Genomic DNA, 14,798 nt, shown 5'->3' with positions numbered 1-14,798 from the left:
CTGATCCCGCGGCTGGACAAAAGGAATAGTTATTCATGTGGAAAAATCCTCAGACATTTTGACGGAAAATCCGCCATGCTTTTTCAAAAACCGCTACAGCAGAGGAGTCGTAACATGTATAAAATTGTTATTCAAATCCGTGCAGACAAAAAAAAGCCGCATTTCCATGAAATGCGGCTTTCTGAATGCGGTACGGAACTTACAACCCCGCCTGTGCACTGATCTCCAGCATTCGGTCGATCGGGCGCTTCGCCGCAATACGCAGCTGCTCGTCCATCGTGATCTCCGGCTGCTCGTACTCCATGCAGAGGTACAGCTTTTCCAGGGTGTTGAGTTTCATATGCGGACAATCGTTGCAGGCGCAGGCGTTGTTCGGCGGCGCGGGAATGAAAGTCTTGTTCGGATTTTCCTTTTGCATCTGGTGCAGGATCCCGGTTTCGGTCACCACGATATATTCCTTCGCATCATCGCGCTGGGTAAACTTCAGCAAGCCCGTCGTAGACCCGATGAAATCCGCGATCGCCAGCACCGGCGCTTCACATTCGGGATGCGCGATAATCTTGGCATTGGGATGGCGCACCTTCAGTTTGGTGATCTTTTCCAGGCTGAAAATCTCGTGCACCATGCAGGCACCGTTCCACAAAACCATGTCGCGGCCCGTTTTCTTCACGAGATAGGAGCCCAGGTTGCGGTCTGGCGCGAAAATGATGGGCTGGTCTTTCGGAACCGCCTCGATGATCTTTTCGGCGTTGGAGCTGGTGCAAATGATGTCAGACAGGGCTTTGATGCCCGCTGAGCAGTTGATATACGAGATGACGAGGTGGTCTGGGTATTGTGCTTTGAAGCGCGCGAAGAGCTCCGGAGGGGCGCTGTCGGCCAGCGAGCAGCCGGCTTTCAGATCGGGGAGGAGCACTTTTTTCTGTGGACTGAGGATTTTTGCCGTTTCGGCCATGAAGTGAACACCGGCGAAAACGATGATGTCCGCATCGGTTTTGGCGGCCTGCTGGCTGAGGCCCAGGCTGTCCCCGATATAATCGGCCACGTCCTGGATATCGGGCTCCTGGTAGTAATGTGCCAGGATGATGGCATTTTTTTCCTTTTTGAGCCGGTCGATTTCAGCGAAGAGATCCAGGCGTACGTCCACCTCCATATCCAGAAATCCCTTTTTCTGCAAATTTTTTTTTGCTTCCGTTAACTCCGTAAACATAGCTATAGATTAAATTTTCTTTTTAAAAAGAAGAAAAAGCCCACTACTATTAGGGGTGTGAATTTGGGGGAAACTTGTTTTTCCCTCCTGATACAAATGTAGTTGTTATTATTTTCCTGTGCGCTATCCACACGAAATTAACAACCGTAATCCGCGCCCCTGCTGAATTTGACCTCGTTTATCCACAGTGTTGACAACAGTTTTGCTGAATATCTTTTTTGACGGCCGGGTATTAAGAAAGTGTTAAAACAACCGGGTTTTTCACATCGGTTTTTCCCGGACCGGAGTTGGCCAGAAAAACAAATTTAGTTTTACCTCCGTCCAACGGTGGCTTTTCCCACAAAAAACAGCCTTAACAACAGGTTTATACACAGGTTTTGTGGAAAAAGAGGCCTCTTTTTCTGAAATCGCGAAAACCCCGAAATTTTCTTGTGTTTTCAGTTTTTGGGGTCGATTAATACACAATTTGTTGTGGATTATATCGATGTATTCCTTATTTTGTGGATAACCGCCACCTCCGTTCCGCGAAAAAATTCTCCCGAAACTGTACATCAGCGGCCGTCTAAACCTGATTGATAACAACCAATACCTGTGCATTAAAACTTTAGGAAATGTGGATAATGTGTGAATGAAGGATAAAAACCACCCCTCCTTGAATCGCTCAAACCCTTTACTGTATTGGCTTTTGGGGGAATAAAAGCTATTTTGCAGTTACAATTAAATTATTCTATTTTTGCTACCTCTTAAAATCAGACAATATATTATATGTCAGTTATTCAGAAAATCAGGGACAAATACGCTGTCTGGATCATCGTATTGATCTGCCTGGCCATCGTGAGCTTTTTATTGCAAGACGTATTCTTTGGTAGGACCGGCATGGGCCAGTCTAATGTAGTAGGCAAAGTAAACGGTGTGGAACTGACCAACACCGACTATCAGCGCCGTATCGAATTCACGACCGAGCAGATGCGCCAGCGTATGCCGGGCCAGACTTTCGATGAAGAAGCGCAGCAGTATTTCCGCGAAGAGGCCTGGAACGGCTTCCTCCGCGAAAACATCATGTCCGAGCAGTACGAAGCCCTGGGCATCACGGTTACTGATGCGGAAGTGGTTGACGCGTTCAACGCAAACAACCCGCACCCCCTGGTCCGCCAGCAATTCGCCAACCGCGAAACCGGCGAATTCGATCCCTCCGTTATCCAACAGTTGAACCAGGCCGCCAAGCAGGACCCCAACATGCGCGCGCAACTCCTGCAGTTCGACCAGGCTATCGTGGAGTATCAGCAAAATCTGAAATACTATTCCTTAATTAATAAAGGTATCTATTATCCCAAGTGGCTGGCCAAACAGCAACAGGAAGATGCCTCCAAAGTAGCCAACATCGGTTACGTACAGGTGCCGTACTCCACCATCGCGGACAGCACCATCAAACCCTCCGACGCAGAACTCAACAAATACATCCAGGATAACAAAGGGATGTTCGAAGTTCCGGAAGGCCGCAAGCTGGAATACGTTTCCTTCGACGTAATCCCCACCGCTGCCGACTCCGCCGCCGCTCTGGCCGATATCCAGAAGCTGAAAGCGGAAATGGACACCACCCCCGATGTGGCTCAATTCGTAAAACTAAACTCCGAGTATAACCAATACGACGGCTACGTTTCCCGCAGCGCCATCCAGGTGCCGAACAAAGATTCCATCATCGACCTGCCCAAAGGCGCGACCTTCGGTCCTTACCTCGACGGCAACATGCTGGTTTACGCAAAAATGATCGACCGCAAAACAATGGCCGACACCGTGAAACTTCGCCAGGTACTCATCTTCGCTCAACAGGGCGCGGATTCCATCGCCAAAAAACGTGCAGACAGCGTTGAAGCCGTAGTTCGCGGCGGCGGAGACATCGCAGCCATCGCCACCACCATCAGCCAGGACCCCAACGCCAAACAAACCGGCGGCGAAGTGACCCTGGCCCCCCACACAGATATGCCCGCCGAACTGGCCGAGGTGAAAACCTTCGCGTTCGACGGTACCACCGGCGCCGTGAAAACGGTGAAACTCCCCATCGGTTACGCCGTGGTTAAAATCATGGAACAAAAGAATGTAGGACCGGCCCTCAAAATCGCTTACCTCGGTAAACGTGTAGACGCCAGCTCCGCATCCAGCAACGATATGCTGACCGCTGCCAACGAATTCGCTTCTGCCAACACCAGCCGCGACAAATTCGAAAAAGCGATCCAGCAGAAAGGACTGAACAAAAAAATCGCTGAAAACATCCAGCCGATGGATTTCGTACTGCCCGGCCTCGGCTCCGCCCGCGAAATCGTTAACTGGGCTTACAGCGCCAAAAAGAATGATGTCAGCCGCGTGTTTTCCCTCGAAGACCGTTTCGTAGTGGCCGTACTGACCAGCATCCGCGAAAAAGGGACCGCTCCGCTCGACGAAGTTCGTCCTACCGTAGAAGCTGAAGTTCGCAAGCAGAAAAAAGCGGACCAGATCATCGCTAAAATCGGCACACCCGCCAACCTGGACGCAGCTGCCAAAGCTACCAACCAGCCGGTGCTCACCGCCGAAGGCCTGAACTTCTCCTCTTCTTACGCACCCGCGCTCAACTTCGAGCCCCGCGTAATCGGCGCAGCGTTCAACAAAGCATGGGGCACCGCTAAAGTTTCGGCTCCCATCCAGGGCCAGGCCGGCGTGTTCGTGATCCATGTGAACAACTACACCGAATCCGGCATCGGCAACCTCGACTATGGCCAACAGAGCCAGGCTTTCGAAGGCGCCATGCAGCAACTGGTACAACAGCAGCTGTTCCAGTCTGTACTGAAGAAGAACAGCAACGTGAAAGACAACCGCGCAGAGTTCTTCCGCTCCAACTGATTTTAGGAAATCCTTGATAGGAAAGGCCGGGCCGCAAGCCCGGCCTTTTTTTGTGCATGAAATCCAATACAGGAGCGGATTTTGGCTAACGCATAAGGATTTTTACGCAGGTTTGGGCGTGCCTTCGCCAAGGAACGGGCTTCCCATAAAATCCGTAAATTTGCAGTATGGAAGAAATAGTAAATAAAGTAGCGCAAAGCGCGCTCGTCACCATAGATCTCGAACAATATTATCCCAAGGAAGAAATCACCGTTTTCGACCTGAAAGATTACCTGTTCATGGAGCTCATCCTGAAAGAAAAGGATTACCGCGCCGCACTGCAGGCACATGATTGGGAACAATACCGCGGAAAAGCGGTGACCATCACCTGCACCGCGGATGCCATCATCCCGTTTTGGGCGTACATGCTTCCCGCCGCCTACCTCGAGCCCGTTGCGGCCCGCGTGGCTTACGGCGACGAAACCTCGCTCCGCAACACGATTTTCCTGGAAAAAGTGGCGGCGATCGACGCCAGCGAATTCAACGATCTGCGCGTGATCATCAAAGGTTGTGCGGATAAAGCCGTGCCCGAAGCCGCGTATGTGGAAATCACGCGGAAGCTCCGGCCGGTCGTGAAAAGCCTCATGTACGGGGAACCCTGTTCCACCGTTCCGGTCTATAAGAAAAAATGATCAAAACCATCCGCGCTTGCGGAAGAAAAGGATCATCCCCACAAATATGCAAAGCATCGCCCCAATGGTTATAAAGTAACCGTTGGGGTTTTTTAATTCCGGCATGTGCTCGAAGTTCATCCCGTAAATCCCCGTGATCACCGTCATCGGCGCAAGGAGTGTAGTCACCACCGTTAGTACCTTCATCACTTCGTTCATCTTCTGGTTCATCTGCGCATGGTACAGCTCCTGCAGGTTGATGACCATATCGCGGTAACTCTCGGCAAGGTCTACCGCCTGGATGATGTGGTCGGAAACGTCTTTGAAGTATTTCTCCGTATTCTCCTCCAGTAAAGTGTTTTCGGATTTCAGCAGCCCGTTCATGAGGTCGCGGACGGGCGCAATGCCGCGCTTGAATTCCATAAGCTCGCGGCGCAGGTAATTGACGCGGGCGAGCGTGCGGTTGTTGGGCTGGCGGGGAATGATATCTTCCATCAGCTCGATGCGGTCTCCCAGGTGGTCCATCACCACGAAGTAATTATCGACGATGACATCGAGCAGGGCGTAGAGCAAATAATCGGAGCCGGAAAGGCGGAGCTTGGTGCCATCCGTGCGCAGGCGCTCGCGGATGGGATTGAAGACGTCGCGGTTGGGATCGTCCTGGAAGGAGATGACCACGTTTTTTCCCAGCACCAGGCTCACCTGTTCGATTTCCACCGCCGAGCTTTCCGTTTTGAAATAGCACATGGGCAGCAGGCAGAACAGGTTGTTGCCGATTTCGTCCATCTTGGCGCGCTGGCCTTCGCTCATAATATCTTCCATGAGGAGGAAATGGACATTGAAATGCCGGCAGATGGATTCCACTTCTTCGCGCCGGATGCCGTCTACATTTATCCATTTTTTGGTGTCGGTTTCGGCGAAGCGGAAACAATCGGATACGGTGTCGGTGGTTTCTTCGTGGAAATACCCGCTGTCGTATTCGAATACCGTGATCCGGACATGGTCGACAGGTTTGCGGGAAGAAACGGCCGTTACGGGATTGAAGTTCATCAATCTTTTTTTGCGGACCTTGAAAGGATTGATCGCGTCCGCAATCGGCAGTATCGGGTTTTTGGCCATACCGGGGGAATTTCCGCTAATGTACAATTTTTGAAAAGGATGAAAAAAGAACGGCCGCCGAAGTGAGTGACACAACGGCGGCCGGGAAGGATTACCAACATCGATCAACCAATTCAATCTTCGTCGGTCAGCAGGAAAATCTCTTCGACCGGTTTGGAAAAAACTTTGGCGATCTTCAGGGCCAGAATGGTGGAAGGCACGTATTTATTGGATTCGATGGTATTGATGGTTTGACGGGAAACGCCCGTCAGCCGCGCGAGCTCGTCTTGCGTGAGGTTCATCCGCGCCCGTTCTACCTTGATAATGTTTTTCATGCCAGTGACTTTTTTTGACGATAGATCAGGAAGTTAAAGCGGATGATGAAAATGACCAGTACGGTAAACATGTTGTAGATCATCACCGCCAGAAAATCGAGCCAGTGGAAAACGAGCGTGGCGATGATCAACAGTATGTAATTGATGATGACCGCGAGTTGCAGCGATTCGAGACGGAGCCGGCTGATGTATTCGTCTTCGTCTTTTTCCCGGCTGAACGAAATCAGCAACAGACCCACGAAGATGGAGATCAACCCCACTTCTTCCGTGGCGTCGCCCAGAATATTCCGGATTTTTTCAGATGTCGACAGCCAGTCGCCCAACTCCGAAGTTGCGCATAAAGTGAATAGTATTGCGGGAATGGCAAGCCACCAGCCGATTTTTTTGTAGACATGCGGTAAGAGATACTTAGGTTTCATAATGGGAGATTTATGAAATGAAGTTAAGTACTTTTTACATAAAGTCAAGTATATTTTACATTGTGACAAGTTTATTTTACGTTTTCAGGCGTAAAAAAGCCTCCGATTAGGAGGCTTTTTCTATTTAAAATGGTTGATTATCAGAATTTTGGAAGGTCGATTTCGGGCGCTTTGCCAAGTGCGGGGCGCTCGAAATTGTCGCCCAGTTTGGCATCGGCGGGTTTGAATCCGGCCGTCCAGAGGTAGAACATTCCGTTCTCGGAGCCGCCGCCGAAGTCGAGGCGGTCTTTGGCGCGGGCGGTAGCGTCGTTGGTGAAGCGCGCTTTCGTCAGCTCGATCCATTCTCCCTGGGGCGTTTTGATCCAATGGTTGCCGTAATAGCCTTTGCGGTATACGTGGCCGTTCTCGAAGCTGAAGTTTTCGAGGAAGGAATAGAGATGGCCCATGTATTTGCCGTCTTTCGGCGCGCGGAACGAAGCGATGAGCTTCCATTCGTTGTGCTCCGGAACGAAGAAGTACGCGGAATACTGCGTGGTAGTGCCTTTGGGGACGGCGTGCATGAGGAATTTGTAAGTCTGGCCGGCCTTCCAGTCGTACACCCAGTGGCTGTGGCCGCCGGTGCCTTCGCCGCCGAAACCGTGCGCGATCACGGAGTCTCCTTTGGCGAGGAGCGTCACCTGGTCTTCGTAAGCCACTTTATCGCGGCTTTCGGGCTCTTTGCCGGAATCCCATACGGAGAAAATGATCCTTCTTTCATCTGGACCGTTTACCTGCATCCCGAAATAACCGCGGTGCCATCCGCAAGACATGAAGTAGGTACCGATTTTGTCCTGGCCTTCGGGAACTTTGATTTCGCCGTAGAACCATTCCACGTCTTTGCCTTCGGGAGCCGTGTAGTTGAGGTGGACGGAAGCAGAACGGCGCCAGGGTTTGGGATTGAACTGGATGTCTTTCGTGGCAGGGCCTTCGAGGGTAACGCCTTTCACGTCGGCATACACATTACCTTGTTTGGAGATGCCTTTGAGGGCGATATCGTAAAATCCGGGTTTCTTGAGTTTGGTAGACAGTACGGGGATATCCGCGAAATCCGCTCCGGCAGGCACTTGTACGGTTTTTTCCGTACCGTTGACGGAGATGCGCAGGGTGGAGGGGGCGTCAGCTTTTGCCTGGAGCCCCAGTTTCAGGGAGCCGGTGTTGGCGGCGTGGAACCAGAAATGGACGGCGTTGGAACTGTCTGTCCACCGTACAACCCCGTTCCTGCCCGAGATATCCACACCGGTTTCGGCGGGGTCGGCATAAGCCGTGAAGCCCGGCAAAACCACCTGGGCGTTTTGCGCCATCGCGGGCGCGGCTGCGGCGAGGGCGCAGCAGAGGAAAGAGTAGCGTATCATTTTCATAAAACAAATAAAAAAACCACGGAGCCGGGATGCAAGTTTGTTCGTCAAAATTGACAAAACACAGACGCAGCGGGGGATTGGGAGGGAAATCATTTTTTCATTTCCACCAGCACGATCTCGTTCCCGTACAAATCCAGGAAATGGAGGAACCACGCTTCATCCGTGTACACCGCGGGTTTGGAGATGATCACGCCGTTTTGTTCCAGCCTGGATTTGAGGGTTTCGAATTCGGTGGTGTACATGACCATCGCCGGCTCGCCGTTCGTTTGCCGGCCGGTGTGGCCGGGGGAGCGGAGGAACCAGATGCCCGCGCCGCCTTCGTCGAACCCGATATGCAGGTAGCGCTGCGGGCCAACGGTATAGTCCACGATTTTGCGGGCGCCGAGGTTTTGCGCGTAAAATTGGAATGCATCGTCGTAATCCTCCACCAGGATCACGATGCGGCCGAGTAAGATCGACATATGATTACGGTGTTATGATGATACAATCACACCAATCTACGAAAACCAAGGAAAACTGCCGTACGATGCGCGGGATCTCGTACCCGGCCCACGACGTGGCATCGCAAAGGGCGAGGGATTTGACGACCCCGTTTTCTTCTGTGCCGTAATAACATCCGCCGCGGGAAGTAATGGCGAAGCCGGTTTTGACGAACCCGGGATGTTGATGTATGGCAATAGCACCGAGCGTGTCGGAGTTAAGGAAGGAGCGAAGCTCGAAAAGGGGAATGAAAAGCTCGGGAGCGCCAATACTGCGGCGGACGTGCACATTGTCGAACGCACGGATGCCTTCCGCCATTTCGCGGCTGTGATTGATATGGATTTCCTTGATTTCATCCACTTCCTCGCCGACCAATTTCAGCTTGGAAATATTGACGAACTCTGCCTGTCGCCAGTTATCGCCGGAAAGGGTTACGGTAAAATCCGGGTAAGCGGGCAGGTTGGTCATTGGAGGGAGTTCATTGGAAACTGTAGGTATGGGGAACCAGTAGTCCATAGTTGAACACAACACTTTACTCTAATATATGACGAAAATTTGTTAAAAGAAAGCGAAGCCTTATCCTTTGGGTTTTTTATACTTAATCTTAACGTTCGCCACGCCGGAATTGACCATTCCGAGTTTTTTCGCGGCTTTTTTGGAAAGGTCGATGATGCGGCCGGCAACGAAGGGGCCGCGGTCGTTGATGCGGACTTTGATGGTTTTGCCGTTATCGAGGTTTTTGACTTTGACTTTGGTGCCGAACGGGAGGGTTTTATGGGCGGCGGTCATGCGGCTTTGGCGGAAAGTTTCGCCATTGGCGGTTTTGCGGCCCTGGAATTTGTCGGCGTAGAACGAGGCTTTTCCGGACTGGGAGATCTGTCGGGCGCAGGAGCTGAAGCACAGCAATGCGGCCGCGGCAAGCGTTGGCAGGAGGTGTTTTCGTTGGATCATATTCCGCTTTACAGTTTCTTGGTCATAATGGCGTCGTTCATGAAAAATCCGTCGCCGATGTCGATATCTTCTTCGCCCGTTTTCGTAAACCCGTTCCGTTCGTAAAAACCGGCTGCTTTATTGTCGCGGTTTACGTTGAGCGAAAGTTTTTCCATACCGGCTTCCCGCGAAATGCGTTCCACTTCCGACATGAGCGCCTGGCCTACGTTTTTCCCTTGCATCGAAGGCAGCACGTATATCTTGTGCAATTTTGATACCGGTTCTTTTTTATAATGCAGCTCGTAGCCGGCAAATCCGCCGAAAACCCCGTCCACATTGGCCAACAGGAAAACAACGTTCTTCTTTTCCACGGATTCGGTCAGCACGTCCAGGTCGTACATCATCTTCAGCATATAATCGATCTGCTTCGGAGAAAGGATGCTGCCAAACGTATGCGGCCAGGTTGCATAGGCGATCTGCTGCACAATGGCCAATTGTTCAGGCGCTGCTGTCGTAATCGTGATCATGATCTGCGGTTAAATGGTGACGTTGCAATTTAAGGCATATCAACTTTACGCGACAGATTTTTGTTATGTTTGGAAAAAAACACATGCGCGCTATCTTGTGGGCCCTCGCGGCTATGTTGGCCCTGCCTGTGAAAGCCCAGCTGAAAGCGGGTTTCGACGCCAACGAGTACAAAGATCTCCTGAATCTGCATTTCGACGGAGACACCTCGAAATCCGTCAATCATCCGCCGGCCTATCGCCTGCTTTATACTTCTCCCGAAGTGGGGTTTTATAATAAATGGATGATGTGGGAAAGGGCGGATGGTATAGACGTGATCCAGGTACGCGGTACCATCGGCAAACTCGAAAGCTGGCTTGCCAATTTCTACGCCGCTATGATCCCCGCCAAAGGCACGCTCCGGCTGAACGACAGCACCACCTGGGACTACCAGCTGGCCGCCGATACCATGAAAGCGTATGTGCATGTGGGTTGGACGGCCGCCGTGGGCTTCATGTCCGCAGATATCATTTCACATATTAAAGAACGCTACGCCCGCGGCACCCGCCAGTTCATCGTAACCGGCCACAGCCAGGGCGGCGCCATCGCTTTTCTCCTGCGCTCGTACCTCGAATATCACCCCGGCCTTCCTAAAGATATTATCTATAAAACCTACGCCAGCGCCGCGCCAAAACCCGGCAACCTTTTCTATGCGTACGATTTCGAAAATATTACCCGCGACGGATGGGGATTCCGTGTGGTGAATTCGGACGACTGGGTGCCGGAAACGCCGCTGTCATTGCAGACGGTGGAAGACTACAATATGCCGAACCCGTTCATGAACGTAAAAGGAGAATTGAAGAAGCAGAAATTTTTCGTGCGGCTTTACGGCAACCTAATCTATAACCGCCTCACCCGCACTACCAACCGCAGCGTGCGCCGGTTCCGCAAAACCCTCGGCAACGGTGTATTTAAACTGGCGAAAAGGCACCTGCCCGAAATGCAGCAGCCCAACTACGTTTTCAGCAACAATTACATGACCTGCGGCACGCCCATCGTGCTGATGACAGACGCGGAATACCACAAAAAGTTCCCGTTCAACGGCAAGAACATTTTCGTGCACCACATGATGGAGCCCTATCTCTGGCTATTGAACAAGCATTATTCCGTTTCGGACTGAACGGCGTAGAAAAGCCCGGGGTAATCGATCACCAGCCCGTCTTCGTCGGTGATGATCTCGCGCTTGAAATCTTTCAGCACGCCTTCGTAGAGGAAACGGTTTTCATCTAACCGCGTATAAAACTGTGTGACGGGTTTGATCTCGTTTTTCAGCACGTTGATGTACAGCGCATCAATCTGCGTGCGCTCGCCGGGCTGCAGGCCGAGGCGGCGGATGGGGAGGGTATTGGTAAACGGGGTGAGGGAAATGTCGACATCGATGCAATGGTCCCACTCGTCGCGGGTGTGCCCGGTTTGCGTCCATTTACCGTTGATATCGCGGTGGAGGGAAATCCAGGAACAATCGCCGTCCCGCTCGATCGCCATTTCGAGGCCGGACATTTGCCAGGCGCGGTCCGTAACGATATCATAGGAAACGGAAAACGGCACATCCTCCCCGAAACCCACGATGGTCCCGTTTATCCGGATATCCGTCCCACTGGCGTCAATACTGCAGTATTCCATCATTTGATAATAAAGTCCTTTCCAGACGATCTGTCTTTTCATTGTGCGCTGTTGAATGTGTCTCCCTGGCGGATGTCGCCGGTTTCGAAACCTTTTTTAAACCAGTACATGCGCTGAGCCGAGGTGCCATGGGTGAAGGCGTCGGGCACCACGTACCCGCGCGACTGTTGTTGCAGTCTATCGTCGCCGATGGCGTTTGCGGCGTTGAGGGCTTCTTCGATATCACCGGGCTCGATGAAATCGGCGACGCCTTTCATATAATGTGCCCAGAGGCCGGCGTAAAAATCGGCCTGCAGCTCGAGCTTCACGGATAATTTATTGTATTCCGCTTCGCTGAGGCGGCTGCGCATGGACTGTACTTTCTCGGAAATTCCCAGCAGGTTCTGGACATGGTGCCCTACTTCGTGGGCGATCACGTACGCCATGGCCATATCGCCGGGGGCGTTAAGGTTGTTTTTAAGTTCGTCGTAAAACGACAGGTCGATGTATACCTGGTGGTCTGCCGGGCAATAGAAGGGGCCGGAGGCGGCAGAGGCCTGTCCGCAGGCGCTTTGAACGGCATCGGTGAACATGACGAGGGTGGGTTCCTGGTATTGTTGGCCCATATCGCGGAAAACCTTGTTCCAGACGTCTTCCGTTTCGGCCAGTACTACTTTGGTGAAGGAGGCGGCTTCTTTCTGCTGGGCTTCCTGCTGCGGGGAAAGCTGGCCCTGCTCGGTGCCGGATTGCTGCTGCATGTTCACGACCTGGGAGGGATCTCCGCCGAGGAAATATACCAGCAGGGCGATTACGATCGTCCCGATACCGCCGCCTACTACTAGGCCTCCGCGGCCGGAGCCCCTGCGGTCATCTACGTTTGTGCTTTCTCGGCGTCCTTGCCAGCGCATATGGTTCTCTTTTGGTTAGTGCTATAAATTTAGGAAATAAATGAGTGCGCCGCTGTTTTTCGGCCGTTTGGCGGTATGGTTTTGGAACGGAGAAATGCTTTATCTTTAGGGAGAACCCGTCCTAAGCAATTGTCATAAAGATACCGATGCCCACATCCACCCACGGAGGTACATATGAACATTGCAATCATTCAACAGTTCCGGCGATTTTTATTCCAGCAGGTGTTGGAAAGCGTAGCTGTATGCTTCGCGGCTATTCCGCCAGCCCAGGACAGCGGGCATCAAAACTCGGGTGGCGACGGCTCGCCGGGAGGCCAGATCCTGTTCAGGGATTTGAAAGTGGCGGTTGCGGAAGACGATGAGTTGAACGCGTTCGTCCTGTCCCGGATGCTCACGCAGAGCGGGGCAAAAGTGTTCCTGAGCAGGAACGGACTGGAATTACTGCACCTGGTACCCCACCATCAGCCGCATATCATCATCCTCGATCATCACATGGAGCTGCTGGATGGTGAAGAAACGCTCATCCGCCTCAAACGGCAGGCTTCTACCCGCAATATTCCCGTGATCCTCATAACCGGCGATACGGATGAAGAAGTCCGAAAATCGCTGGATGCTGCAGGCGCGGTCGCAGTTTTAGGGAAACCCGTCGATTTCCGCGCGCTCGCCGATGTTTTTCAAACGATACTCAACAGGTCTGTATAAAATATACGAAAACTCCCGCGCAACCGCACGGCGGTAAAAACGTAAAGGCCGGGTAAAAACCCGGCCCGGCTGAAGGTTACAACAAAATCTAAACCTGCTTATGAGAAGACTTAAGATTCAAGGATCAGATGGAAAGGTATACCAAGGAATCGTCCTTGCTTTCCAGTTGGGAGGCGCCCATCAGAAACTCGTCCACTTTTCTTGCACACTCTCGTCCTTCACTAATGGCCCATACCACGAGTGATTGGCCACGGCGCATGTCGCCGGCAGCAAATACTTTCGGGATGGATGTCTGATATGCTTTTTCGGTGGCTTTCACGTTGCCGCGCTCGTCCGTTTCGATGGACAGGTCTTCCAGCATGCCTTTGAATTGCGGATGGAGGAAGCCCATAGCCAGGAACGCGAGCTCGCAGGGAACGGTCCTTTCGGATCCGGCCACTTCCACGAAGCGCCCGGGGCGGCCGTCTTCACCGAAAGACCAGGTAAGGTCCACCAGTTTAAGGCCGGTAAGATTGCCTTTATCGTCGCCGATGAATTCTTTGGTTGCGATGGCCCAGTGGCGGTCTGCCCCTTCTTCGTGGGACGACGACGTTTTGAGGACCATCGGGTAAGTAGGCCAGGGCATGTACGGGGTACGGTCTGCCGAGGGTTTGGGCAACAATTCCAGTTGCGTGATGCTTTTGGCGCCGTGGCGGTTGGAGGTGCCCACGCAGTCGGACCCGGTGTCTCCACCGCCGATCACTACTACGTTTTTACCGGTGGCGAGGATGTCGTTGCCCTGTACTTTGGATTTGCCTACGCGTTGGTTCTGTTGTTTCAGGAAGTCCATGGCGAAATGAACGCCGTTGAGCTCCCGGCCCGGGATGGTAAGGTCGCGGGGGATGGTGGACCCGCCGGCCAGCACCACTGCGTTGAATTCGCGGAGGATGTCGTTGATACTAACGTTCACACCCACGTTCGCATTGCACTGGAAGGTTACGCCTTCTTCTTCCATGAGGGCCACGCGGCGGTCTATCACCCATTTCTCCAGTTTGAAGTCGGGGATGCCGTAGCGGAGGAGGCCTCCGGGCTTATCGTCGCGCTCGAAAACGGTTACCAGGTGCCCGGCGTAGTTGAGTTGCGCTGCTGCGGCGAGGCCTGCGGGGCCGGAGCCGATCACGGCAACTTTTTTGCCGGTGCGCACGCGGGGGACCTTGGCTTTCACCAGTCCTTTATCGAATGCAATTTCAATAATATGTTTTTCGATTTCCTCGATGGCCACGGGCGGCTGGTTGATGCCGAGCACGCAGGCGCTTTCGCACGGCGCGGGACAGATACGGCCGGTGAATTCGGGGAAGTTGTTGGTGGAAGTGAGCACTTCGTACGCTTCCTGCCAATCTTTGCGGTATACCGCATCGTTGAATTCGGGGATGACGTTGCCGAGGGGGCATCCGCTGTGGCAGAAGGGCACGCCGCAGTTCATGCAGCGGGCGGCCTGCTCGTTGAGCTTGTTCTCGGGGAATCGCTCTACGAATTCGTTATAATGTTTCACGCGGGATTTCACGTCTGCCTTTCCGGGCAACTCCCTTGTAAATTCCAGAAATCCTGTTGGTTTACCCATATCTGTCTCTGCTTGGTCGCTTAGATAATTAG

The 14,798-nt window shown here is 52.7% G+C and carries 16 protein-coding genes; 4 read left to right on the top strand and 12 right to left on the bottom strand.

The window, feature by feature from the left end; translation table 11 throughout:
- Positions 1-199: 199 nt before the first annotated feature.
- A complete protein-coding gene (gene nadA / locus ACQKLP_RS00365; RefSeq protein ID WP_427318992.1) occupies positions 200-1,207 on the bottom strand; it encodes a quinolinate synthase NadA in 1,008 nt (335 codons plus the stop codon).
- Positions 1,208-1,972: 765 nt separating this feature from the next.
- On the opposite strand from nadA, the gene ACQKLP_RS00360 reads away from it, so the two are divergent.
- Both ACQKLP_RS00360 and ACQKLP_RS00355 read left to right on the top strand, forming a co-directional pair.
- Entirely contained in the window at positions 1,973-4,081 is a 2,109-nt protein-coding gene (locus tag ACQKLP_RS00360; RefSeq protein ID WP_427318990.1) for a SurA N-terminal domain-containing protein, read from the top strand.
- Between the two features lie 167 nt (positions 4,082-4,248).
- Complete coding sequence (locus tag ACQKLP_RS00355) at positions 4,249-4,752, top strand: DUF2480 family protein (RefSeq protein WP_427318988.1); 504 nt, start codon at positions 4,249-4,251, stop codon at positions 4,750-4,752.
- Here ACQKLP_RS00355 and corA read toward each other — a convergent pair whose 3' ends face one another.
- The 8 genes from corA to ACQKLP_RS00315 form a co-directional block, all read right to left on the bottom strand.
- Positions 4,753-5,850 carry a magnesium/cobalt transporter CorA gene (gene corA / locus ACQKLP_RS00350; RefSeq protein WP_427318986.1) on the bottom strand — a complete coding sequence of 366 codons (1,098 nt, stop codon included), beginning with the start codon at positions 5,848-5,850 and terminating at the stop codon, positions 4,753-4,755.
- 113 nt (positions 5,851-5,963) lie between these two features.
- Complete coding sequence (locus ACQKLP_RS00345; RefSeq protein WP_341842067.1) at positions 5,964-6,164, bottom strand: helix-turn-helix transcriptional regulator; 201 nt, start codon at positions 6,162-6,164, stop codon at positions 5,964-5,966.
- Positions 6,161-6,583, bottom strand: coding sequence for a hypothetical protein (locus ACQKLP_RS00340; RefSeq protein WP_427318984.1), 423 nt, complete (start codon positions 6,581-6,583; stop codon positions 6,161-6,163). The genes ACQKLP_RS00345 and ACQKLP_RS00340 overlap by 4 nt, the downstream gene beginning before the upstream one ends.
- Positions 6,584-6,723: 140 nt before the next feature.
- Positions 6,724-7,980, bottom strand: coding sequence for a DUF3472 domain-containing protein (locus ACQKLP_RS00335; RefSeq protein ID WP_427318982.1), 1,257 nt, complete (start codon positions 7,978-7,980; stop codon positions 6,724-6,726).
- Between the two features lie 89 nt (positions 7,981-8,069).
- Positions 8,070-8,441, bottom strand: coding sequence for a VOC family protein (locus ACQKLP_RS00330; protein ID WP_427318980.1), 372 nt, complete (start codon positions 8,439-8,441; stop codon positions 8,070-8,072).
- A gap of 4 nt (positions 8,442-8,445) precedes the next feature.
- Positions 8,446-8,928 (bottom strand): hypothetical protein, encoded by a 483-nt coding sequence (locus ACQKLP_RS00325; RefSeq protein ID WP_427318978.1) that lies wholly within the window; start codon positions 8,926-8,928, stop codon positions 8,446-8,448.
- A 108-nt stretch (positions 8,929-9,036) separates the two neighbouring features.
- Complete coding sequence (locus tag ACQKLP_RS00320) at positions 9,037-9,411, bottom strand: septal ring lytic transglycosylase RlpA family protein (RefSeq protein WP_423736999.1); 375 nt, start codon at positions 9,409-9,411, stop codon at positions 9,037-9,039.
- A gap of 8 nt (positions 9,412-9,419) precedes the next feature.
- Positions 9,420-9,917: an N-acetyltransferase family protein gene (locus ACQKLP_RS00315; protein WP_427318976.1), complete on the bottom strand. Its 498-nt coding sequence runs from the start codon at positions 9,915-9,917 to the stop codon at positions 9,420-9,422.
- 83 nt (positions 9,918-10,000) lie between these two features.
- Between ACQKLP_RS00315 and ACQKLP_RS00310 the strand changes: the two genes are divergently transcribed.
- Positions 10,001-11,074, top strand: coding sequence for a lipase family protein (locus ACQKLP_RS00310; protein WP_427318974.1), 1,074 nt, complete (start codon positions 10,001-10,003; stop codon positions 11,072-11,074).
- Here ACQKLP_RS00310 and ACQKLP_RS00305 read toward each other — a convergent pair.
- Positions 11,056-11,619 (bottom strand): putative glycolipid-binding domain-containing protein, encoded by a 564-nt coding sequence (locus ACQKLP_RS00305; RefSeq protein ID WP_427318972.1) that lies wholly within the window; start codon positions 11,617-11,619, stop codon positions 11,056-11,058. The genes ACQKLP_RS00310 and ACQKLP_RS00305 overlap by 19 nt on opposite strands.
- Positions 11,616-12,464 (bottom strand): KPN_02809 family neutral zinc metallopeptidase, encoded by an 849-nt coding sequence (gene ypfJ, locus ACQKLP_RS00300; RefSeq protein ID WP_427318970.1) that lies wholly within the window; start codon positions 12,462-12,464, stop codon positions 11,616-11,618. Before ypfJ ends, ACQKLP_RS00305 begins: the two co-directional genes overlap by 4 nt.
- A 174-nt stretch (positions 12,465-12,638) precedes the next feature.
- On the opposite strand from ypfJ, the gene ACQKLP_RS00295 reads away from it, so the two are divergent.
- Positions 12,639-13,166 carry a response regulator gene (locus ACQKLP_RS00295; protein WP_427318968.1) on the top strand — a complete coding sequence of 176 codons (528 nt, stop codon included), beginning with the start codon at positions 12,639-12,641 and terminating at the stop codon, positions 13,164-13,166.
- Positions 13,167-13,290: 124 nt separating this feature from the next.
- On the opposite strand, the gene ACQKLP_RS00290 is transcribed toward ACQKLP_RS00295, so the two are convergent.
- Positions 13,291-14,766, bottom strand: a complete 1,476-nt coding sequence (locus ACQKLP_RS00290) for a glutamate synthase subunit beta (RefSeq protein ID WP_427318966.1) — start codon at positions 14,764-14,766, stop codon at positions 13,291-13,293.
- Positions 14,767-14,798: the final 32 nt, after the last annotated feature.

The sequence above is a fragment of the Chitinophaga sp. NPDC101104 genome, from assembly GCF_050277495.1.
Lineage (GTDB): Bacteria > Bacteroidota > Bacteroidia > Chitinophagales > Chitinophagaceae > Chitinophaga.
Note: the sequence above shows the minus strand (reverse complement) of the source record. Positions and strands in the feature narration are given on the sequence as shown.

Bases quoted from the DNA above. Each gene is read 5' to 3' on its own strand.
- ACQKLP_RS00320 (WP_423736999.1), bottom strand. From the start codon at position 9,411: ATGATCCAACGAAAACACCTCCTGCCAACGCTTGCCGCGGCCGCATTG.
- ACQKLP_RS00290 (WP_427318966.1), bottom strand. From the start codon at position 14,766: ATGGGTAAACCAACAGGATTTCTGGAATTTACAAGGGAGTTGCCCGGA.
- ACQKLP_RS00315 (WP_427318976.1), bottom strand. From the start codon at position 9,917: ATGATCACGATTACGACAGCAGCGCCTGAACAATTGGCCATTGTGCAG.
- ACQKLP_RS00310 (WP_427318974.1), top strand. From the start codon at position 10,001: ATGCGCGCTATCTTGTGGGCCCTCGCGGCTATGTTGGCCCTGCCTGTG.
- ACQKLP_RS00340 (WP_427318984.1), bottom strand. From the start codon at position 6,583: ATGAAACCTAAGTATCTCTTACCGCATGTCTACAAAAAAATCGGCTGG.
- ACQKLP_RS00330 (WP_427318980.1), bottom strand. From the start codon at position 8,441: ATGTCGATCTTACTCGGCCGCATCGTGATCCTGGTGGAGGATTACGAC.
- ACQKLP_RS00345 (WP_341842067.1), bottom strand. From the start codon at position 6,164: ATGAAAAACATTATCAAGGTAGAACGGGCGCGGATGAACCTCACGCAA.
- ACQKLP_RS00325 (WP_427318978.1), bottom strand. From the start codon at position 8,928: ATGACCAACCTGCCCGCTTACCCGGATTTTACCGTAACCCTTTCCGGC.
- ACQKLP_RS00360 (WP_427318990.1), top strand. From the start codon at position 1,973: ATGTCAGTTATTCAGAAAATCAGGGACAAATACGCTGTCTGGATCATC.
- corA (WP_427318986.1), bottom strand. From the start codon at position 5,850: ATGGCCAAAAACCCGATACTGCCGATTGCGGACGCGATCAATCCTTTC.
- ypfJ (WP_427318970.1), bottom strand. From the start codon at position 12,464: ATGCGCTGGCAAGGACGCCGAGAAAGCACAAACGTAGATGACCGCAGG.
- ACQKLP_RS00355 (WP_427318988.1), top strand. From the start codon at position 4,249: ATGGAAGAAATAGTAAATAAAGTAGCGCAAAGCGCGCTCGTCACCATA.
- ACQKLP_RS00305 (WP_427318972.1), bottom strand. From the start codon at position 11,619: ATGAAAAGACAGATCGTCTGGAAAGGACTTTATTATCAAATGATGGAA.
- ACQKLP_RS00335 (WP_427318982.1), bottom strand. From the start codon at position 7,980: ATGAAAATGATACGCTACTCTTTCCTCTGCTGCGCCCTCGCCGCAGCC.
- ACQKLP_RS00295 (WP_427318968.1), top strand. From the start codon at position 12,639: ATGAACATTGCAATCATTCAACAGTTCCGGCGATTTTTATTCCAGCAG.
- nadA (WP_427318992.1), bottom strand. From the start codon at position 1,207: ATGTTTACGGAGTTAACGGAAGCAAAAAAAAATTTGCAGAAAAAGGGA.